Raw genomic sequence first — 23291 nt, 5'->3', positions numbered from 1 at the left:
AGCTATGCTATTGGTTAAATACCCGTCTGCCGTTCCGTGTTACCGGACGGCAGACGGGTATCGGAAAAGGAACGGGCTATTTTACGTTGATGGTAACGCTTTGCGAGATATTTCCTGAAGAGTTGCCCAGTTTCAAGGAGAACTCGCCTGGTTCTACGTTCCAGTCATTTATTCTTTCATCAAAAAATGCCAGATCTGCGACTGTCAGTTTCAAACTGACAGTTTTAGTTTCGCCGGGTTCCAGGAATACTTTTTCGAAAGCCTTCAGCTCTTTAGCAGGACGTAAGACGGAACAAACCGGGTCGCTCACGTATAATTGTGCCACCTCCGCTCCTGCTGCATTGCCGGTATTCTTTACGGTGAACTTTACGAGGATGCTGTCACTCTTCGTATATGTGTTCTTGTTTGCAGCAAGATCACCTAATTCAAAGGTTGTGTAAGACAAGCCGAAGCCAAAGGCGTATTGTGGTGTGATCTTTTTTGTATCGAACCAGCGGTATCCAACGAGGATACCTTCTTTATAGTATTGGTTGATACTGTCTCCGGGATAGGAAAGTTTGCCGAATGAATATGCCGCATTGTCTTCCAGGCTTTTGGGGAATGAAAAGGGTAATTTTCCTGAAGGGTTTACCTCGCCTGAAATAACATCGGCCAATGCGTTGCCGGCTTCGGAGCCCAGATACCATCCCTGTATGATGGCGGGGACCCTGGCTTCCCAGGGCATTGCCACTGCATTTCCGCTAAGCAGGATGACAGCAGTATTCTTATTTGCTTTTATCAAAGCATCAATGAGCTTATCCTGGCCAAAGGGCAAGCCAAAAGACTGGCGGTCTCCGCCTTCACAGTCCTGAAAATGATTTTTATTTAGTCCGCCTATGAAGAGAACGATATCGGCATTACGGGCAACCGCTATGGCAGTGGCCAACAGCGAATCCGGATTTAATTTTGAAGGTTCTTCGCGGCCGTATACTGCGGGGCCTGAAGCGTATCCCCGGCTATAGTCTATTTGTTGTTTACCATATTTATTTATCAGTCCCTGTAAGGGAGATATTTCATATGCTACTTTCAGAGAAGATGATCCGCCGCCTACTACCAGGCTACGCGTTGCATTTTCCCCGATCACAGCAATCTTTTTATACTTACCTACCGGTACGGGGAAGAACCTGGTATTGTTCTTTAGGAGTACGATACCTTCCTGAGCGATGTTACGGGCAACTTCACTGTGTTCGGGCGTTACAAAACTGCCATAAGGTCTATCTGCACTCATGGTGGTACGGAAGATCAGACGCAGGATGCGGCGTGCTTTGTCGTTGAGCAGTTCTATATCATATTTACCATCCTGCACCCCCGTGAGGAAAGGACGGGCCAGGTAGTATTCGGAGTACGGGAAATTTGCTTCTGTTGTCAGGCCGTTGGTATAGGTGCCCATTTCGAGGTCGAGGCCATTTTTCACGGCCTGGTCTGTATTATGCACACCTCCCCAGTCGCTGATGACAACGCCATCGAACTTCCATTGTTCTTTCAGGATCTTGTTTAGCAGGATACCGTTGTGGCAGCAATGTTCTTCTTTGTATTGATTGTATGCTCCCATCAGCGACCATACTTTACCTTCCCGGACTGCGGCTTTGAAGGCAGGCAGATAGATCTCATGAAGTGCCTGATCGCTTACGTTTACGTTGATATGTCCGCGCCATTCTTCCTGGTTGTTCAATGCATAATGTTTCACGCAGGCGGCTACACCAATGGACTGAACGCCCTGGATATAAGGCACTACCATGCGGGAACTCAGCAAAGGATCTTCTCCCAGGTATTCGAAGTTCCTTCCATTTAAAGGAATGCGGTAAATATTAACACCGGGGCCCAGCAATACGTTTTTATTCCGGTAGCGGGCTTCTTCACCTATTGCTTTACCATAGGCCAATGAGAGGGCGGGATTGAATGTTGCTGCGAGGCTCGTTAATGCGGGAAAGGCTGTGCAGGAGTCGTTACTCCAGTTGGCTCCGCTCCATTGATCCCAGAACACTTCTTCGCGGATACCGTGCGGGCCGTCATCGGTCCATACTTCAGGGATACCCAGGCGTGGCACACCTCTTGAGCTGAATTTGGATTGGGCATGGCAGAGCGCTACTTTTTCCTGTATGGTCATTATAGAAAGTGCATTCTCTATCCGCTCTTCCAGCGGTTTGTTCACATCCAGGTAAACTGGTTTCTTTTGTTGTGCGGACCCTGTAATGCAGGCCACAGATAAAAAGACTATTGCTAAATATTTCATTGTTTTGTATTACGGGTTCAACAATTGGCTGCTCTTAGGTCAGGCGGCCTGTTTTATCAGCGTTTCAGTTTTACCTGTTTGCCTTTGTAGTATATTTTCTTGTGGTACTTACCGTTGAAGTTCAGGCTTTGGGGGCGATCGGGGCTAATGATATTGATAAGGAAGGTTCTGTTTTCCAGCATTCCATTAAATGCTCCTTTTCTATCGCCGATAGTTAATGTTCCGGTTGTATTGTTGTACTCTATAGGAATTATGGAGAAAGCTCCTTTTTCATAGTTGTAGTTCAGGCCTTCATCTTCATATAAATTAAAGCTGGCATCTGCTCCTGTATAAATGTTGAGTATAATGGTATCGGCTGGTTTTTCGGCGCTGTATTGAAGTGCGGGGCCGAATGGAATAATGGAGCCTGCTTTTACATATACGGGCATTTGTTCGTAGGGTGCATCTGCTGTAATCCGCTGGCCGGCTTTGAACCATTTTCCTGAGATTAAATCGTACCATCCTGCGGCGGCGGGCAAGTACAATTCGCGGCTGCGCTTTTTATATTCATAGACAGGATTCACCAGTAAAGAGGGGCCTAAAAGGAACTGATCTGCGATGTTCAATACGGCGGTGTCTTTGGCAAAATCCATTGCGAGGCTTCTCATGATGGTGTAGTCGTTGTGATAGGAAGCCCCGGCGAGGGAATAGATGTATGGTAACAGGCGATACCTGAGTTTATCGTAATAAAGGAAGCTTTTATAAGCGGGATGTTCTTCTGGCGCCAGGTTATATATTTCGCGGAAAGGCGTTTGGCCGTGTGAGCGGAATAAAGGAACGAATGCACCAAACTGTGACCAGCGGGTCATGAGTTCTCTCCATTCTTCCAGTCCTTCGGCATTGGGCCTTTCAAATTTCGCGGGCACCACAAAACCTCCGATATCCATGGTCCAGTAAGGAAGGCCTGACATAGAGAAGTTAAGGCCTGCGGAGATCTGCACTTTCATATCATGCCAGGTGGAGCCGATGTCGCCGCTCCATATTACTGCTCCGTATCGCTGGGAGCCGGCAAAACCTGAGCGGGTGAGCAAGAACACCCTTTTACCGGGACTGGTAGAGCGTTGTCCTTCATAGATACCTTTTGCATTCTGCAGCGGGTAGGCGTTCAGGAATGCTGCTGCGCTGCCGAGTGCGGTTGGGGTCATTTGCAGCTTCCGTTTTGAAGGATCTACATTGGAAAGAATATCGGGTTCGCTGGCGTCCATCCACCAGGCGTCGATGCCTTTGCTGTAGATCTTTTCATTGATCAGCTGCCAGAAGGCCTTTCTTGCATCTTCATTGAAAGCGTCGTAAAAAGTGGAGATATAGCCCTGGGCTATCCAGTCTCTCTGGCGATCGGCTATATTCCTTTTATAGAGCCATCCTTTTTTATAGAAGTCGTTATAAGCGGGAATACCTTCATAGAATTTTGGCCATACGGAGATCATCAACTGCATATTGTATTGCCCGTGCAGGGTTTTCATCATGGTTTCGGGAGAGGGGAAACGGGCGGCATCGAAGTTTTGGCTGCCCCATTCTTTTTCCGGCCAATAGCTCCAATCCAATACGATGTTGTCGATGGGAATCTTTCTTTTGCGAAACTCATGGGCTGTGGAAAGGATCTCTTCCTGTGTTTTATAGCGTTCCCTGCTTTGCCAGAATCCCAATGCCCACCTGGGTACAATTGGCGCTTTGCCGGTAAGGGAACGATATCCTGCGATGACATCGTCGATGTTATCACCGTATACGAAGTAGTAGTCGGCCTGGTGTCCTGCTTCGGAAGAAAAGCTAAAGACGTCTTTTTCGGTTTCGTTCAATGGGGGCAGCCATTTGAATGCGATATAGGATTCTGTTCCTTCGGGGAACCATTCTATTTTTATGTTCAGTTTCTTTCCTGCCTGCAGGTTACAGGGAAGCAATGCCGGTGCGGGGTTCCAGGCTTTGCGCCAGTGTTCGAGGGTCAGTTTTCCATCGAGCCACACTTTAAGCGTACCGCCAAAAGTGAAGCGGAAATTATGAAGGCCTGAAATATGGCTTACGATATCGCCTTCCCAGGTAACCCTGCCATTGACCGGGTTAAATTCCTGCGGAAGCCGGATCTTTGCTTCTCCGAGGAATTCCATATTGATATTCGATTCCGCTCTTGTCATAACCGGTTCCTTATCGTTGCTGTTGAAATAGGAAGCCGTGAGCCAGCCCTCCTCTCCTGTTTTTGCAAAAAGCTGCAGGGCAGACAGTGGCTGTGCGGGTCGTACATCCCCGGCGGCAGATAATGAATAATTATCCCATAGGATGCCATAACCTTTACTGGATACCAGGAATGGGATGGCGACTTCGGTATTATTCTGAAAGAAAGTTACCTGCTGACCTTTATAGTTTATGATACCATCCTGGTGCTGACCGAGGCCGTACCATGCTTCTGCGGGCGTGGTTTGGAAGGATTGTATGATACTATGGTATTGTTTACCATCGAATATGACCGGTTTGAAGAGGCGGTTGCCCGCTGCTTTTTCTGCTACGATCTTTTCGCCGTTGCGATCGTAAAATGAGACGGCACCCGTTTTAAGCGATACTGTTGCTGTGAGCGCGGTGGTTTTCAATTTCAGGCTATCTTCTCCTACGGGGGTGAGTTCCCAGTTGATACCCGGGTTCTTGTGATAAACTGTTATGAGGCTGGTAACGGGGGTAATGTCTTTACCCGGGGCTGCTGTTACCCTGATGATCTTTTCCGAGATGACTTCAAGTTTTACGGCACCGGATGTGCCGGTATAGGCCGGGTCGGTAAAAACGATCACACCGTCTTTGAGTTGGGTATACGAGGGAGGCGCTGCCAGTAAAATGTGATATACACTAAACAGCATGGCAAGTAAAAAGAGAATCCGTTGTTTCATATCTAAGCAATTCTATCGTTAATTGACTACCCTAAAACTACGGCACCCTTACTAACCAAAACGGTATGAAATGATACAGATAAGGGGCCCAAATGTTACCGGATAAGCCAACTAACCTATTTATTATCAGGCATCACCGGGGGGCGGGCTGTATATATGGGGTTCCCCGTACTTTTTGCCTTGCGGCGTATTGCAGCGGAGAAGATGCTAAGATCAGTAATCGGACCCGCTTTATTCAAGCGTCCGGGTTTATTTCTGTACCGGAAGGCTGATAATTCATCAGGCCTTTGCAAACCTGGATGGCAGCAGGTAAAGCATAGCCGTCATACTTAACAATAATAACATTCCCACTACCTGGTGCAGTTGGGCCATCCATTCGAACATTCCCCATTTGTTGGGGACGATGGAAGGAGCTGTCAGCAACGAGAGGATACCCAATAGCACCTGAACAGTCACCAGCAGGATGGGATATACCCTTGCTTTCCGGAAGGTGTTACCGGCAAAGGAGACCTTGTATGCTTTTATGGTGTACAGGATAATCAATACAAGGATGAGGTAGGCCAGGTTGCGGTGTATAAAGTGGATTGTAATTTTATTGTCGATAAAGTTGAGCAGTGCTGGCTGGTGGCTAAGCAGGCCATCGGGCAGCCAGCTGCCGTTGATGGCAGGCCAGGTGGAGGCTGCAAGAGCTGCTTTATGGCCTGCCATAAGGGCTCCAAAGATCAATTGAATCAGCAGCAGTAATGTGATCCAGATTGTCCAGCGGCGCAGGGCAGGCTGATTGACCTTTTGATTTGAGGGTATACGCAACTGCAGGGCAAACCAATAGGCATAGCTGATGAGCAGCAGGGCAAAGATGAAGTGCAGGGCCAAGCGTGTAGGTTTTACATAAACGGCGTCGCCTGTAAGGCCGCTGGCGACCATGATCCAGCCGACGGCTCCCTGGAGGGCGCCAAAGAGGAAGAGTGTCACGAGCGGGCCGATCATTTCCTTCTTCAGGTATCTTTTTGCCAGCAGGTAAACGAAGCCTACCACGAACACCACACCTATCATCCTGGCCCAGAACCTGTGGAACCATTCCCAGAAGAAGATGAATTTGAAGTTATCGAGATTGAATTCTGTGTTCAGCAGGTTATACTGCGGCGTTTGACGGTATTTATTAAACTCTTCCAGCCATTGCTGTTCGTTGAGCGGCGGTATGGTGCCGGTAACCACATTCCATTCTGTAATAGAAAGGCCTGAACCGGTGAGGCGGGTGATGCCTCCGAGGATCACCTGGATCAGTAACATACCAACTCCTATGAGGATCCAGTTGGCTACGGCGCGGCCGCCACGTTGCTGCAACGATATTGTATTCATAGCGGGGGTAAAAGTAAGACTTCCTGTGGGCAGATCTTTGGTTTTGGAAAAAGAAGGGATGTGCCGTTATTTATCTTATTCCATGATCTGCGGGAAAGTCTTCGCCAGTCCAAATTTTCTGAGCGCTCCATTTTTCTGCCGGTGCTGTCCAAAAGGCATCGGTACCGGGCAATCCCAGTGGCAGGAAGATGGCTGAGCAGAGATAAGGGCTTCCGGAGTTGTTATACCAATCGGCGATATGGGGTTGTGATCCATAGAGCCCGATGGTAAGCCATCCGGTCTTTGAATAAGTTGTGGGGCTTTCGAGTGTTTTACGGATGACGGCAGTAAGGGCACAACGCACGCTGGCGGGGCTTAAGGATTCCGGTAATTTTTTGCGCCAGGCGATATCGGCCAGGTGATGGAAGGCAGCTCCGCGATAGATGATAGATCTTCCTGTTGGCGGGAAGGTGCCGTCCGTGTTGATCAGGCGTTCCTGGATCACAGCATATCGCTGGTTGCGTTCGTGGATCCTTTTGCTGAGGTAATGCCAGGTGGTATCTTTTTTATTTTCGAATACTTCGGTTATTGCGGCCAGGTATGGGTGGATAACATAGCTGTTGTAGTAATCGAATGCAAAACGTTCGCCATCGGAGTACATGCCATCGCCGCGGTACCAGGATTCGAGGCGTGTCATAGCGAAGTCGACGGGTTTGGGATCCCATTCGAGATCGAAGCGGGCAAAGAAAGCTTCATTCATGGCACAGAATAAGAGCCAGTTGGTCATGGGGGGCTTTACGCGGCGGGTGAGTTTTACAGCGGCCACCAGTCTCTGACGGCTGGTGGCATCGAGGTTATCCCAAAGCCAGGGGGCTCTTATAAAGGCGAGGGTCAGGAAAGATGCATCTACCAGCTGCTGGCCTGCGAGGTCGAAACGCATGAAGTCTTTTGACGTTGAGTCGAGGGCGTGCTGTAGCCCTTGTATGGCCCATTGGCGATATTGGGTGCGTAATGCCATTTCGGCTTTGCTGCCGCCCTCGAGCTGTAACCAGGGGGCTATGCCACTTAAAGTCCGGCCCAGGATCTCGAGATAAGCCACTTCGCGGCGTGATGCGGGGTTGTCGCTTTTTATGGATACTACGGCAGGCATATTTATCCTCAGGCTATCGTGGGCAAGGCTGCGCATGACGGGCCGCACCATTTTATCCATTTCGGCTAACCAGAACTTACGGTCATCTATACCTGTTGGGCTCTTTACTAATCTGGCGTTGTTTGCTTTTTGTGCTATGGAAGCGTGGCCTAAGCAGCAGCAGATTGTAAAGAGCGTTATGATTTTTTTCATGGATCTACATTTTATATCCCTGTTTATCGATTGCGAATGATCAACTGGCAAGTGATCATTCATGTTGCTATTTGCCCATTTGTTCGTTCCTGATATTTCTTACCTCAAGCGCGCCTTATACCCTGAGCTAAGAGATCCAGTTTCGGGGCATAAGTTTAAAGAAAAGATATAACGTTTTGTAAGCCTGCCTGAGATTTAACGACTGATTTTTCGAGCGGCTTATAGACGGCTTTAGTACGGCTTTAGAGCGGCTTTATTGTATATTTCAGCTTTTGGCTGTTAATGCCTGTTCAAAAGACTGATCTATATTCCAGCCAGCTATAGCTAAGCGCAAAAGGGGCTGACCGTTCTTTTAGGCCAGCCCCTTTTAAATAATAAGTTGGTTTAAAACTCATATTGCTATGGAAACCAGGCAATTGTTTAGTATCCTAATTTATTTAACCTTATCTTCATCGGCAACGGCTTCCTGCCAGGTATCCCATTTTTTAACGCTGGGATTGTATCCGTCGTAACCGAAGTTCTGGCTTAGTTCTCCCTGGTTATTGGCGGTGATCGCTGCGTTGGGGATAGGCCAGTAAAGATTACACTTATCCATTTTATAGTTTAAAAGACGGTTGTTGGAGTTTACGCCGCCTTTATTGTACAGGCCACCTGCGAGTACACGTTTGTACCAGTAGCTACCGCCGGCCTGATCGGTTCCTGAGGCTTTATCGTAGGTGTTGACGTCGTAAGTGTTTCCCCATTCATCGGACTTGCCGCTGAGTGCAAGACAATAAGAAACACGGCTGAGCTCCATATGACGCCATTCTTCGAGATAAAGTTCACGGGCGCGCTCGTTCATGATATCGCCGATGGTTACATTGGTTGTGTAGAGCTGTGTACATTTAGCTCTTTTCCTGATTTCGTTTACATCATCTTTAGCGGTAGCGTCGCCGAGGTAGAACTTGGCTTCGGCGCGAAGCAGGTAAGCTTCGGCAAGACGATAGAGGTACCAGTCGCCGTTGCTGCCTTTGGTGGCGCCGGTGTAGGCATTGGCGGCCTGGTTGGCTTCGGCTTCGGCATCAGTAATGAAGATCTTGTAGTGTGGCCAATCGAACCAGCAGCGGATGGTATCAACGCACAGGAGCGCATTGGTAGTGGGATGATACAACCTGAGGTTTTGCCCGCGGTAAGTAGTATTGGAAGTACCATATTTCAGCGCGGTCATTTTCGCCCAGTTGCCTACTGAAGTATTATGGCGCAGGTCGTCGTTGTCTTCTACTCCGTTCACGAACCAGAGGGCTTTTTGTGCAAACGGCGTGGGACGGAAAGTGCCGATACCCCTTCCGAGGGCCCTGCCATAATCGAGGTCGGAGCGGTAGTTGCTGCTATTGCGTGCGTAAAGGTCGAGTGCGTTAACACCATCTGGTGCTTTCACGCTGGATGAGTTGTAAAGCGGGCCGAAGATACGCATGGTTGCAAAAGCTATGTTCGACTGTGCGCCACGGTTGGGCATACCCATGATCACTTCTGTATTGGCTGCAATGAGTTTGTTTTCGCAGCGATGCAGATCCCAGATCACGTTACGGGTGATATTCCATGTCCTGGATTCTCCCCCGGCGTTAAAGGTGCCGAAAGTGTTTTGCATTAATGCGTAGCCAGATTGATTGATCAGGATGTCGAGCTGGTCTTTTGCTTTTTGCCATTGGCCTGTAGCCAGGTAGCATTTGGCAAGCAGCATACGGCAGGCACCTTTATTCACTGTGCCTATGTAAGTCATATCCTTTTGCTCAGGCACCCATTGAACGGCGAATTCCATATCCTGCGTGATCATATCCAGGATAGCCGCTTTTTTAGTGCTATGGTAGTTTTGTTTTGGGACCTCCAGGATCTTGGTAACCAATGGTACGTCGCCGTATTGGAATACCAGCGCCATGTAGCGATAGGCGCGGTGGAAATAGGCGCGGCCTTTATACGTATTTTTTGTGGCTTCGCTTAAGCCGGCTACTTTATCAACATAACTGAGCACGGTGTTGGCGTACTTGATACCGCTATATGTTTCGTCCCAGTAATGATTGATATAGTTACCATCGTTACCACCCGGGCCAGCTGCGCCACCGGTAGGTTTCAACCCGTCTGCAAAGTTGAAGTTGACAGAGTTACCATCCACGTCAGTTTTGCCATAGACGGCCAGATCGGAAAACATGTATTCAGTACCAATAACAACAGAGTTGGTGTTGGCCGAGGTATTTGTCCAATAGGAACGGATATGGCGGTCGCTGATAGCCAGTGCAGCTTTCAGTCCTGATTCGGTATTAAAGGTTGTTTCGGGTTCGTAGAATGAAAGCGGATCGGGTTCCAGGAAACTTCTTTTACAACCTCCCATTAAAACAGAACTTCCCAAAACAGCTGCCAGCGCCAGTGCCGACAGCGTTTTCCTATTATTATATATTAATGAATTCATCTCCGTAGTTTTTAAAAAGTTACATTCAAGCCAAAGGAATAGATACGAGTTGCGAGGCCACCGGTTTCAGGATCACCATATTCCCAGTCTTTTTGCCAAACTGCGACATTGCGGACAGAGCCAAAAAGTTTCACATTAGAGATATCATACTTAGAGATCCATCTTTTAGGGAAGGAGTAACCGAAAGCGATGCTTTCCAAGCGGATGAAAGAACGGTTGTAAAGTTTGTTAGCGCCGGCGCCTGCGGGAGCGTTGGCATCGAGACGTGCATACTTACCGGTAGGATTTTCGGGCGTCCAGTATTCCTTAGCAAACGTATTGTAGTTATAGGTGATCAAAGAACCGCCATTGTCCTTGTTCAGGTATTCACCTGCCAGGCTTTTATGCCCCATGTATGAATAGATGTTGAAAGAGAGGTTCCAGTTTTTAAAGAGCGTGAAGTCGTTACGTAACTGCCAGTTGAGTGGCGGTGCTGTTTGACCCAGGAATTCCCTGTCTTTGTCGTTATATACGGGTGTAATGCTACCGTCTGCATTTTTCTTATCGTCGGCGGTATAGTTATTAGCCACTTTAGGATCGCCTGGTCTTTGGTTATAGCGTTTTGCTTCGTCCACTTCATTCGCCTGCCAGATACCTGTTGCGCGATAATCCCAGATAGCGCTGATGGGTTTGCCAATGAACCATCCGTTGGATTTGTCATCCATTTCCTTCACACCAATAACATTACCTGCTGCGTCGAGAATATTTTCGCTTTGGTAGTAAAGGTGTGTGATCTTGTTCTGGTTATACGAAAGGCTAAAGGTGGTATTCCATTTAAACTTATCGTTTTGAATATTTGCTGAGCTGATGAAGAACTCAACGCCTTTGTTGCGTACTTCACCCAGGTTGGTTGTGATGCTGCCGAAACCAGTAAAACCAGGAAGACGTTGTGCCATGATCATATCGTGTGTTTTCATTGAATAGTATTCAATAGAACCGGTGATACGATCGTTGAGGAAGCCGAAGTCGAGGCCAATGTTCATAGATGCTGTTTTTTCCCATTGGAGGTTGGGGTTAGCCAGACGATCTACGAGGAGATATTTTACTTCATCCATTCCGGTGCCTACGATATAGCCCATTGTAGCGCCCTGACCAGAGCCAAGGTTGGCCAGTGAGATATAGGGATCGGCCAGGGAGCGGTTCCCATTTTCACCCCATGATACACGGAGTTTACCTGTGCTCATTACATCCTGCCATTTGAAGAATTTTTCGTTGGTGAATCCCCATGCAAACGCCAGAGAAGGGAAGGTTGCATATGGGTTGTTTTGTCCAAAGGCAGAGTAGCCGTCGCGGCGTACAGATGCAGTAAGCATATAGCGGCTATCATAAGAGTAGAACAGACGAGCCAGTAACGCGTCGGCAGTCTGGTGCATATCGGTGCTTGAGAAAGAGCTGTTCTCCTTTGTCGCATTAGAGATGTTGTGGAAGCCCAATGCATCGGAAGGAAGAATATTGCGGGCATTAATCACTTCTCTCCAGGATCTGCGTTCTTCTGCTTCCTGTACCAATGTTACATTAAAGCGATGCTTTTTGGCAAAGGTTTGTTCCCAAGAGATGGTATTGTTGAGCGACCAGTCGAAGTTCTTGGCAGTTTCGCGATCAACGCCCCTGTTTACGGGAAGAGATTCAGGAAGGGCTGCAGACATGAAGTAGCGGTTGAAGAACCATTGGTAACGTGGAGCAACGTTAAAAGAATAAGTAATGTTGAAAGGCAGCTTCACTTTTGTGGTGAAGATGGTATTCAGTACGGTGTAACCTTTTTCCAGTTCCAGGTATTGTTTATCGAAATCGTGGTTCACCCCTCTCCTGATATTGGCATCGCCCATTGGGTATTGCGCCAGGGTGCCATCGTCGTTGCGATAGTGACTATAAGGCGCGTTACGGATCTGGTTGGCGTCCCAATAGTTGAGGCCGAGTCCTGGAGAAAGATCGCCATCGCTACGGTTCTGGAAGTTAATGTTGGTACCTATTTCGAGCCAGTCATTTACTTTACCGCTGAGTTTTATATTAGAGCGAACTGCCTTGTAATCGTTATAGTCCACAGCACCCTGGTTGCGCAGGTAACCAACTGACATATAATAGTTCATTCTGTCGCTGGCGCCTGATATGCTGGTATTGTAATCCTGGTTGATGCCTGTACGAAAAGTATGTTTGTACCAGTCGAAAGTATTACCTGCCAGGTAATCTTTCAGCACACCACCTTCGAGGCCGAGGCGGCGGGCATAGATGCTGGCGTCGGATTCACCTGCAGTATTGGTTGTATATGCGCGCCATTGTTCCAATGAAATGCCATATTTAGACAGGTTAGCCGGGTTATCGTAATAACCGTATTTACCTGCTGTTGCGGAAGCCTGGTAAGCTTCGTATTTACCTGTAGTGGCGTTGAGGCCGTAGGAGTCTTTTTTGTACCAGTCTTCGCGATATTTCATATAGGCGTCGGGGCCAAAGACTTCGCGGTAGTTGCTTTTTGTGGTAGCGCCATAGTTTGCGCTCACATTTACCACGGGCTTACCGATCTTACCTTTTTTAGTGGTAACGATGATAACGCCGCTTGCCGCCCTTGAGCCGTACACAGCTGCTGCAGAGGCATCTTTCAATACGTCGATCTGGCCGATGTCGTCCGGGTTCAATTCAGATAATTCACCATAGAAGATCATACCGTCGAGGATAATGAGGGGGTCGTTGTGTCCGCCTTCGGTGTAAACGGATCTTTGACCACGGATCTGCATGCTGCCGCCGCCTTTGGCCGACGGATCGTATCCTACCTGTAAGCCGGGTGTACCGCGGAGAACATCCTGTACGGTATTGGGGTTTTCATTTGCCAGACGATCGGGACGTACCTGAACAACAGAGCCGGTGAGGTCTTTCTTTTTCATGGTACCGTAACCGATAACGACCACTTCGGATAAAGCGGTTGCGGCTGGTGTGAGGCTTACTGTAATAAGCTCCCTGCCGGTAACTTTCACTTCCTGGCTATTATAACTTACGTGGGTGATGAGCAGTACAGCGCCACTGGCTGCCCTGATAGAAAAGTCGCCTGAAGGAGAAGTTTTTGTGGTGGTATTGGTTCCTTTTACCTGTACTGTTACGTCGGCAAGGCCGCTGCCGGCAGAGTCGATCACCTTGCCTTTAACCGTTTCGGTTTGCGGGCTTGCAGGTCTAGACGTTTGTGAAAGAACCCGGGGAAGGGCCAGGATGAAACAAAACAAAATGAGTCCACTGGCTTTGAGCAGCATGGCGTCTTTCGGTTTGATTGTAAAACTGTTTAACATAATTGAATTTTTTATGGCTTAAGCATGAATGCGCGTGGTGAACAGGCGCTTAAATGACTGAGCTGATGTTTTAATATCAGCGAGGGTTAAAGACGCGGGTAAACGAGGTAAACAAGCATAACTTCTGGTACAAAACATATGGCAATTACTTTGGCTAAAAAATGCTTTGAGGCAAGCCTGCAACAGGTTTCGCTCTCAAAGTCCAGTGCAAAATAGGCCTGGAGGGGGCCAAAGACAGGGGGGGTAGATTTGCTAAAAAGGGGGTAAACTTGCATTTCTCTCGTATAAAAAATCCGGTTAAGTTTTGTCTGCGTGTTTGGAAGCGTTGGAATAAAGAAGTGGCAGTGGCCGGCTTCCCGGCGGCCCAGCATATTGCAGTTTCCTTATGTGCAAAACGAAAAACTACAGGCGCCGGGGGCGCGAGCCGGGTAAAATGTAGCCCGGCGGCGGCTTTTTATATACTGTTTTAGGTTCACGCGTTTACCCGATAGGATCTTAGGCTATGTAACAGGGGAAATAAATAAGGGGGCTAATTCGTAGACATATGTGTTTACAGGTAAACCCATTCCCGGAAATGAGCCGGGGGAAAGCTTACTGGCTTTCGCGCTTATTTAATCAGCTTTTCGTTGAGACTATAATTGTTACCGAAACTCTTCCTGTATTTTTCGATATACTCGGATGGATTCATGCCAAAGAGCTTAAAAAACTGCTCTCTGAAATACCTGACATCCTTCATGCCTACCATAAAGGCGGTTTCGCTTACATTATGATTCGCATTAATAAAAAGCTCTGCCGCTTTACGCAACCGGATGAACCGGATAAAGGCGTTAGCAGGCTGGCCGGAGATGGCTTTGATCTTTTTATTCATTTTCGAGTAACTCATTCTTAGTTCGTAAGCGAGTGTTTTAATCGAAAACTGGTCATCTTCAATATGATCTTCCACGATTTCGATACAGCGGTCGATAAATTCCTTGTATTCCTGTGAAATGCGTAGTGTATTCTGCTGGAGCGTGACCTCGTTGTAGAAGTATTTCTGAAGGCTTGTGCGCCTGTTTAAAAGGTTTTGCACCCTTGCCACGAGCAGGTCTTTTTCAAAAGGTTTGGTAATGTAATCATCTGCGCCGCCTTCTACACCTTTAAGCCTGCTTTCGGCAGATTCGTTGCCTGTTAATAGAATAACGGGAATATGGCCGAGACCGCTATCGTCTTTAATTGTTTTACAAAGATCAATTCCGTTGATACCCTGCATTACCACGTCGCTAATAATGATGTCCGGCTGATGCAGGTGTGCAAGTTTTAAACCTTCTTCTCCACTTCCGGCTTCATAAACCTTAAACATTGTTTCGAAAATATGGCGGAGGTATTTCCTGATCTCTTCGTTATCATCTATTAAAAGAATGATCTTTTGCCCGGAGACCATGGGACTTGTGCTAATTTCTTCTACGGCGGCTTCCTGGCGCACCTGTTCCTCGTTTTCGGGAACTGCGAGTAAACTTAGCTCAGCTGGATTATCCTGTGGGAGGTATTCCTTTTGTTCTACTTCGGGGGCGGCAATTGTAACAAAGAAGCTGGTGCCTTTACCCGGCTCACTTTCATACGTGATATCGCCGTCATGTGCATTGGCGAACTGTTTCACCACATAGAGACCAATGCCGAAGCCGGTTTTAGCATTCGCGGCCTGGTAAAACCGTTCAAACAGTTTATCCCCGATCGAAGGATCGATACCTGTACCGTTGTCGCTGACCTTTATATTCAACTGACCTGCGCTGAAACGTACGCTTAACAAAATGCGGCCGTGATCGGGTGTGTATTTAAACGCGTTGGAAAGCAGGTTATACAATATCACTTCCAGTTTATCCCGGTCAACGGAGCATACAATATTCTTATCCGGGCAGTCGAATTCATAATCAATGGCTTTAGATTTTGCCTGCTGGGAGAAATAAAGGTAAACGTCCTGTACCAGGTGGAAGATGCCGACGTTAGTACGATTAGGTAAGTTGAAATCAGCTTCGGCTTTACGGAAAAGCAGCAACTGGTTAATCAGGTTCAACATCCGGCGGGCATTGCGATAGACTATATTCAGTTCTGCTTCAACCGGATTGGATGCCTCCTTGTTTTGTTTAAACTGGTCGAGGAGTTCTTTAACCGGGTTTATAATTAATGTCAGCGGCGTTTTAAATTCATGGGAGATGCTTGTAAAGAAGGATAGTCTTTTCTCATTTATTTCCTTTTCGGCTTCATAGATCACCTTTTGCTTTTCCAGTTCTGCCGTGCTCCTCTCCTGTTCGGCTTTAGACAGTGCCAATGCAGCCGCCTGGCGGTCCTGCTCGGCTTTAGCGGTTTGCAGTTCGGCCTGGCTTTTTTGTTTCTCGGCACGTTCATTATCTGCATTGAGCTTTGCTATTCTTACTTCATACTCGAGCCTGGTGCGCTTGTTCTTATACTGCTGATAGGCGTATACTGCGGCTACTGTCATTAATAAGTATATTGAATACGCCCACCAGGAGCGGTACCATGGGGGTAATACCACTATCTTCAGCTGTGCTTCTTTGTTGTTCCAGGTGCCTTCGACATTGGTTGATTTTATGCGCAAAGTATAAGAGCCTTCCGGCAGGTTCGTGTAGTTGGCGGTGCGCACGGCGTTTGTGTAGTTCCATGATTTATCCCAGCCTTCGAGCATGTAAGCATAGTTGATCTTACTTGGGGAAGAATACTCCAGGGCGGCAAATTCAAATGAAAACACCGCTTCGTTATAGGGTACCGTTACTTTGGTAAAAAGCTGGTTAGACGTCTCTACAGACAGATGCCGGTCGAGCGTGAGCGGATTGTTATTGATTAAAATGCCGGTTAATAATACCGGCGGCATGAAGGAGCGGCCACTTAAGCTATCAGGATCAAAAAGGTTCATTCCTTTTACGCCACCAAAAACCAACTCGCCTGAGCGGAGTTTTAATGCCGAACTGTATAGGAACTGGTTGCTTTGAAGGCCATCGCTCTGGTAAAAGTTCTTGAAACTATTTTTGTTGAAATCGAACCGGGCCAAACCGTTAAATGTGCTGAGCCATAGGTTGCCGGCTCTATCTTCCAGGATCTTAAGGACAGAATTATTGCATAGTCCGTCTGCATCAGAAAAACGTTTTTTAATGGTGCCCGATCTGCGATCGAACAGCAGCAACCCTCCCCCTTCTGTGCCCAGCCAGAAGCGTCCTTTGCTGTCTTCGAAAATATCCCTTACCGGTTTACCTATTTCAAACTCAACGAAGGACCTGTCTTTTTTATTGATCCTGATGAGCTCATGGGAATTACCTACCCAAAGCGCGCCACCGCTATCTTCGTATATGGAGATAAGGTCGTAAAGTCCCTGATCAAAGACTTCGAACTTATCCAGGCTCCTGTTCAGTAAATACAATTTACCCGAGGAAAAAGTAGTTGCCCAAAAGTTTTTATCACGGTCTTCATAAAGGGCCCATACATTCACGTTTTCCCTGCCGGTCACGGGGTTTGAGCAAACATAATGGCTAAATGAGTTTGATGCGGGATTGTATTTATTGATGCCTCCGCCGTAAGTACTGATCCATATATTACCCAGGTAGTCTTTTTTTATAGAGGTTACGGCATTATGACTAAGCGAAGCGCTGTTTACTGGTTCGTGTTTATAATTGCTATACTTATTGGTTTGCCTGTTCCAGATACTGACGCCGCCCCCATCGGTTCCAATCCAGAGTTTATCTTTTCCATCTTCACAAAAGCTGGATGCAAAGTTATTGATAAGACTATTCCTGTTATTGGGATCATGTGTGACAGGCTGGAAGAGTTTTTTCTGGCGATCAATAATATTGATACCGCCTTTGGCTGTGCCAATCCATTGCCTGCGTTCACGATCTTCGTAGATAGACATGATGGACTCGCTGCTTAGTTCATCGCGTCCCTCGCCGGGTAAAAGATGCTTCACAGTTCTTGTGGCGGGGTTAACGATATTGATACCACTGATCTCTGTGCCTGCCCAGATATTATTTTCGCTATCGATGGCAAGCGTCATGATATTGTCGGAAGTCAGTTCATTTTTAGCTGATGTATATTGGTAAGAAACAGACCGGCCGGCGATGTTATACTGATACAAACCTGAAGCTGTTGCTATCCACAGGTTACCGATGGTATCGGCCCTGATGGCATGAACGCCACTGATATTGGTCATCAGGAGCTGCATTTTCTTGGTAGCCGGCGAGAACAGGCATAATCCAAAATCCGGAACAAAGACCCATATGTTTCCCTTGTGATCTTTTGTAAGTATAGAAGTGTACTGGTATTGAAGCTTTCCCTGTTTATTTATCGGAATTTTTACTGCTGCATTCTGCCGGGCTTCCTGGAGCAGCAAACCTTCTCCTGCTGTACTTATGACGAGGTTATTGTTTAAGTCGGCAACAACATTGCTGACGTTAAAAGTTATTTTCCTTCTTTTACCGGTACTTCGTTCCAGATAATAGGCGGGAGAGAATTTATCGGTAAGGTTGCTGAAAAAGCAAAGTCCCTGCCCTGTTCCTACCCATAGGTTGTTATTGGCGTCCTCTCCTATCGAGTAGATATAGTTATGCGGAAGAGAAGTAGAGTCATTCAGTTTGTTCCTGAAGATTTTAAAGGAGGAGCCATCGTATCTATTCAATCCGTCATATGTTCCAAACCACATAAAGCCATTATGATCCTGATAGATACATCTGACAGAATTATTAGACAATCCCCTGTCGATGCCCAACCTGTAGATAACCGGATTTTCTGTTGCACCAGGTTCCCTGGAATAAAGGAAACTTACAGCCATTAAGCAGTACACACACAATAACAGTCTTCTCATATGACACAAAAAAATTACAGTACCGGCAAGTATTATTAAGCCAATCGATTTCCTGAAGTAAGTAAATATAGCAAAAAGTGTCAAATCCTAAATTATTTGGGTTAAAATACTACTATATCAGATCAGCAGTTTAAATCAATACCATTCCAGCTACAAGGTCTATTATTCATTACGTACAGCGTTTTGCCCTACCGGCTTTAAAATGGCATGACAGATCGCTTTATACAATTTTGTATTAGTCTATATTTATATATCACCTAAGAAGATGATGCCTGTTTGTTGCATATTGATTATTGAACATATCAGTTAGTTAAAACCAGGCTCCGGATCTTCCGAAGCCTGGTTATGATAAGACCTTTTAATGTATAATAATAATTTGCCTTGTGGCCAGGATCCTTGTTCTGTCTGTGATCTGAACAATGTAGTTTCCTACAGGCAGGTTGGCAGGCAATTGAATTGTACCTCCTTTCACTATACCTGCAGCAATTCTGTTGCCGGATACCGAGAACAATGAATAATGATTGACCACCCGGCTATCCAGCCCAGCAACTTTTACATAAGTGCGGGCAGGATTAGGATAAAGCTGAATTGATGCGTTGTTGTCATTTGTTTTTTGTTTTACGGTATCGTCAAGATTCATGACAGACCTGGCGGAAACAAGCAATGTGTTGTTGTTTACGAGGTCGTTTATGTTTTGATCGCTCAACGCATAGTTATAGATCCTAAAGTCATCGTAAGTATGATCGCTATAGGCGTCGGCGCTAAACTGGGATCTTCCGAGGAAGTTTTGCGTTGTTATGCCCATATCGGCGGGCTTAACTGTGGCGGCGCTATCGGAATATTTCAATTCACCATTTGCATAGAACTTAAAGATATTTCCCTGTTGGCTGATGGCGACGTGTACCCATGTATCCAGCGGAATTTCGAAGGGGATATAACGATCGTAGGTGCCGGTGGCGCATGTGATCTTATACCTGACACTGGTTCCGGTTCTTGGAACGAAGACCATAAAGGTAGAGGTACCGTTACCGAAGTCGAACAGCCGCGTATTGTTACCCTGATTTGCCGGCAGTTTAATCCAGGCAGCAATTGTAAAGTTGTTTATGGTGCTTACCACACCGGAAGCCAGCTGCATATAGGAGGAGGATGCTTTTACCAGCGATACTGCGCCGGGCGTATTCTCTTTTCCATTTGTCCAGGTTGCATTATTGAACAGGGTTGCGTGATACCCGCCCCAGTCGTCGGCAGCCACGGTGCCGGTTGCTTCATTAAATCCGATATGAAGGTGCTGGCCAAGTACCGGCGTAGCCACCAGCGATGTAGTTTGCGTGCTGCGGCCTGCTGCATTATATGCGGCGATTTTGTAATAGTACGCAGTTCCGTTGGTTCTGTTGAGATCTTCGAAGCGCAGGGCATCTACATCTGTAGCAATAACAGCATATGTTCCGTTAAGCGTGGTGGAACGTGCTATCTCATATTTTGCGTCGTAGATGAAGTCCCATGTAAGAATGGCTTTTGCATCTCCCGATGCGGCCCTTGGATTCATTACTGCGGCGGGCGCTACCAGGTCATTGGTTGTTATCTGCAATACCGTGGAGTTAGCGCTCTCTCCTGCTGAATTAAGAGAGGTGACAATGTAGTAGTAGGTTGTACCGGCAGCAAGTGCCGTATCGGTAAATGAGAAACTTCTTGTACGTGGCAGTACCGTGGTAAAAGGTCCGTTTGCATTAAGCGACCGTTTCAGGTTGTAGGCACGGGCATAGGCGCCTGCGTTCCAGGACAAGCTGATGCGGGTAGAAGATAATACCGTTCCTGTAAGGCTAACAGGGGCTACCGGCGTGAGGTCTCTGCTAACGATCATTACCGCGGAAGAAACAAACTGGGTGCCTGCTTTATTGTAAGCTTTCACCCGATAGCTTGCTTTTGCGTAAACACTATCTGTAAAAGTTAAAGTGCCTGAAACGGCATACCCTGTATAGGTGCTTACAGCAGTATAGCCGGTATCGCGACCATCGATCAAACGTTCGAGTATATATTTAGAACCCAGTTCGCCGTTGAGGTCTTTAAATGAGAGCGTTACTTTGAAGAAGTCATCCGCATTAATGGAAGTATCTATACGCGGCGCCACAAGGTGCCACTGGTGAGTGAACTCCTGAGCAGTTTTAAACGCCAGATCTGACCTGTTGGCGGCATAATATTTCCCTGCGGGCGTAAGCGTATCTGCAAGAACCATTGCCCGCTTGTTTTCCACCCAGTTGTAGATCGCATATCTTTCCACAAAGGATGTAGTATCCAGCACCTGTAAGATGCCTTTGAGGTCGGTCAGTTGTTTTTGGAAAGCGGCGTTTTCATCGGAAGGCCAGGATTCACCTGTCCAGTTGGCGCCATTGTTCCATTCGGTTATCCAAAGCGGTCTTTTCACAACGTCGTAAATGCTTTTCAGCCTGTTGTACCAGCCTTGCGGTGTAAGGCTATTCCAATAGCAGTGGATCGTGACATAGTCGACCCTGTAATTCAGTTCGTCGCATTTGCCGATAAAAGAAGACAACCAGCTACTTGTTGGATTGGCAGGTGAAGGCGATCCGATACGTTGCCCGGACTTCATCATATCCGGCCATTGCGCGATACACTGGTCCACTGTCATATTAGCCTGTTCGGCCTGATCGGGTTCGTTGAAACCCGACAGGGAGTTCACGCCTTGTTTTGCGCGGATATCTTCCCAGGAAGGCCAGCCGCCATTTTGCCGGATCATAACATAGTTGTGATCGGCAGTTGGTGTACCGCCGATATTCCAGTCGTAAAACCAGGTTGCATTCACCTGGTCTACCGGTGTGCCTCCTCCGGCCCAGCCTTTTTTACTTTCCCAATCCCATTTAAAAATGCGGATGAAAGATATGGAGGTGTCGAGGCCCGAAGGCATATTATTGACGACCAGGTCGCTATCATTGGCTATAAAAACCCGGCTATACCCGGAGCCGTCGCTATTGTTGGCAACGGTAGCCATATAACCGCGTCGCAGGATAAAAGAGCGGATCTTATTATCGAAAGCGGCCAGGTTGTTATGGTAGGTTTGAATTTCGAGTTGTTTTGTAGTTCCTGCCAGGTTGGGCTGGGTGAAAATTTCCATTGCGCGGGCGGATACCAGGTTTCCTTCAGGTATAACCACGGCGCCGTTCTTATAAATGGCAACGCGCACGTTGGCGTTGTTAGCAGCCGGGGCGCCGTTAATACTTATATTACCCATCCATTTCGACAATACAACAGCGGGCTTCACATTATCGAAAAACAGCCATGCGTCCGGGGAGTTGAGTGCTACAGTGCCATTTATAAATGGCGCATAATCGCCTGTGAGATGAAAATCGGTTTTCCCGGGCACTATAAAATTTGTATTCGTTGCGGGAATACGACTTACCACCTTCCCTGAAATAGTTACATTTTGTAATGCGCCGGTCAAGAGCGTTGTTGGCGCGTAAGCACCATCGTCGCAGGTGATGGAGGTGATCTGCATATTTACTGCGCCATTGGGGTAGTTTTTACCAATGACCAGGCGGGCGCCTCCTATAATTTTATTAAGCGACAGTTCTCCCACCGTAAACAGTCCCCAATCGCCATTGATGGTAATATAATAAGTGCCGGCCTCCTGCGAGGTGAACACGAATTCTTCTCTTTTTAAGGTTTTGGTTCCGCTGGTGACAAACTGGTGTGAGGCGATGCGGCCGGCGATGCCGGTTGTTTTTCCAATGCCAGCAGTAATTGTTCTTGCGCCTGTGGCATTTGAAAAATAGGCGTGTAAAAGTGAAAAATCGTAGGTCGTATTGGCTTCCAGCACAACCGGATAGTTGTACACGGTGCCGGAAGTTGTATTTCCATCCCAGCGTAAAAAGAGCAGGCGGCCATTATAGGTATTGCCATCCAGGGTGTGGGTGTTAACGGTGGCGTTTACATCGGTATATCTTACGCCACTGGTGCCGTTTGCCGTATTAAACAGGTTTGTTACGGTAGTGCCGGTGTATCCCCATCCGTAATCGCCTGGTTTCCCGGCATTATTGGTGGCGGTTCCTGCCCAGCCGGCGATCAGGTTTATACTATCTTTCGTGATGCCTGCGCTTGTTTCAACACCGTTAACGATATCGTTTATCGCCGTCAGGGGATTGACCTTTATGTATGCGCCGTTGTGAAAGATATAGGCGGAATCGTTCTTTACTGCTATGCGGATCACCTGGTCTTGTCCGGCAGCGGGAGTTGAAAGCGACTGCAGTGCATTTAAGGGAGTGCTCCAACGGAAGGCAGTATCGGCAAGGGATACCCGGAAGCCCTGGAATGCGTTATTCCGTCCTTCAATATCGAGGCCTCTGCCGGTTACGGAGGTAATTTTTGCTTTTACTTCGATGGTGTAATCAGTGAGTGTCCGGGGATACATGACCGTATCTACCTGGGTAGCGCTGGTGATTGTTTTCGAGGAGAGCAAGGTATTGCCAAGGGTTGCTTTTGTGGGCAGATTGGGCATCTGGGCCAACAATTTTGATAAACAGTACAGGCTTAGCAAGGAAGTGAGGAGTAGTTTTTTTTTCATATGCTTATTATTAATCGACAAGAATAAGCAGGACAGCTTTTGCTGTTCGGCTAACAACCATGTAACGTACCTGAGGTACGCAGGATAATTGGAATTGCGCAATCGTTATCACAGGCTAAAACGTTCGTTGGGAAGGCAGGAGCCAATTATATTTAGCTCAAAATACAATTGGCCCCTCCAAAACCTGGGGGGGCCAATTTGCTAAAAAGGGGGATTATTTTTTAAGAATAAAGCGGACAAATAGATAGCGAAAGCAG

General features: G+C 47.3%; 8 protein-coding genes. All 8 read right to left on the bottom strand.

The genetic code is table 11. From position 1 onward, the window contains the following. Positions 1-76: 76 nt before the first annotated feature. The 8 genes from ESB13_RS04205 to ESB13_RS04170 all read right to left on the bottom strand — a co-directional run bounded on the left by ESB13_RS04205 (position 77) and on the right by ESB13_RS04170 (position 23034). Positions 77-2272: a beta-glucosidase family protein gene (locus tag ESB13_RS04205; RefSeq protein ID WP_129001770.1), complete on the bottom strand. Its 2196-nt coding sequence runs from the start codon at positions 2270-2272 to the stop codon at positions 77-79. Between the two features lie 56 nt (positions 2273-2328). After that, on the bottom strand, positions 2329-5181 hold the full coding sequence (locus ESB13_RS04200; RefSeq protein WP_129001769.1) for a TIM-barrel domain-containing protein: 2853 nt from the start codon (positions 5179-5181) through the stop codon (positions 2329-2331). 279 nt (positions 5182-5460) lie between these two features. Then, positions 5461-6540, bottom strand: a complete 1080-nt coding sequence (locus tag ESB13_RS04195) for a COX15/CtaA family protein (RefSeq protein ID WP_129001768.1) — start codon at positions 6538-6540, stop codon at positions 5461-5463. A 70-nt stretch (positions 6541-6610) separates the two neighbouring features. Then, positions 6611-7861 (bottom strand): DUF2264 domain-containing protein, encoded by a 1251-nt coding sequence (locus ESB13_RS04190; protein ID WP_129001767.1) that lies wholly within the window; start codon positions 7859-7861, stop codon positions 6611-6613. A 433-nt stretch (positions 7862-8294) separates the two neighbouring features. Then, positions 8295-10304: a RagB/SusD family nutrient uptake outer membrane protein gene (locus ESB13_RS04185; RefSeq protein WP_129001766.1), complete on the bottom strand. Its 2010-nt coding sequence runs from the start codon at positions 10302-10304 to the stop codon at positions 8295-8297. 11 nt (positions 10305-10315) lie between these two features. Further along, positions 10316-13615 (bottom strand): SusC/RagA family TonB-linked outer membrane protein, encoded by a 3300-nt coding sequence (locus ESB13_RS04180; protein WP_246022436.1) that lies wholly within the window; start codon positions 13613-13615, stop codon positions 10316-10318. Positions 13616-14222: 607 nt separating this feature from the next. After that, a complete protein-coding gene (locus ESB13_RS04175) occupies positions 14223-18461 on the bottom strand; it encodes a two-component regulator propeller domain-containing protein (RefSeq protein WP_129001765.1) in 4239 nt (1412 codons plus the stop codon). A gap of 358 nt (positions 18462-18819) precedes the next feature. Further along, complete coding sequence (locus ESB13_RS04170) at positions 18820-23034, bottom strand: glycosyl hydrolase (RefSeq protein WP_129001764.1); 4215 nt, start codon at positions 23032-23034, stop codon at positions 18820-18822. Positions 23035-23291: the final 257 nt, after the last annotated feature.

It is taken from the genome of Filimonas effusa, assembly GCF_004118675.1.
Taxonomy (GTDB): domain Bacteria; phylum Bacteroidota; class Bacteroidia; order Chitinophagales; family Chitinophagaceae; genus Filimonas; species Filimonas effusa.
The sequence above is the reverse complement of the archived record's forward strand: the minus strand, read 5'-3'. Positions and strand labels throughout refer to the sequence as shown.

Bases quoted from the DNA above. Each gene is read 5' to 3' on its own strand.
- ESB13_RS04170 (WP_129001764.1), bottom strand. From the start codon at position 23,034: ATGAAAAAAAAACTACTCCTCACTTCCTTGCTAAGCCTGTACTGTTTA.
- ESB13_RS04190 (WP_129001767.1), bottom strand. From the start codon at position 7,861: ATGAAAAAAATCATAACGCTCTTTACAATCTGCTGCTGCTTAGGCCAC.
- ESB13_RS04205 (WP_129001770.1), bottom strand. From the start codon at position 2,272: ATGAAATATTTAGCAATAGTCTTTTTATCTGTGGCCTGCATTACAGGG.
- ESB13_RS04180 (WP_246022436.1), bottom strand. From the start codon at position 13,615: ATGTTAAACAGTTTTACAATCAAACCGAAAGACGCCATGCTGCTCAAA.
- ESB13_RS04200 (WP_129001769.1), bottom strand. From the start codon at position 5,181: ATGAAACAACGGATTCTCTTTTTACTTGCCATGCTGTTTAGTGTATAT.
- ESB13_RS04195 (WP_129001768.1), bottom strand. From the start codon at position 6,540: ATGAATACAATATCGTTGCAGCAACGTGGCGGCCGCGCCGTAGCCAAC.
- ESB13_RS04185 (WP_129001766.1), bottom strand. From the start codon at position 10,304: ATGAATTCATTAATATATAATAATAGGAAAACGCTGTCGGCACTGGCG.
- ESB13_RS04175 (WP_129001765.1), bottom strand. From the start codon at position 18,461: ATGAGAAGACTGTTATTGTGTGTGTACTGCTTAATGGCTGTAAGTTTC.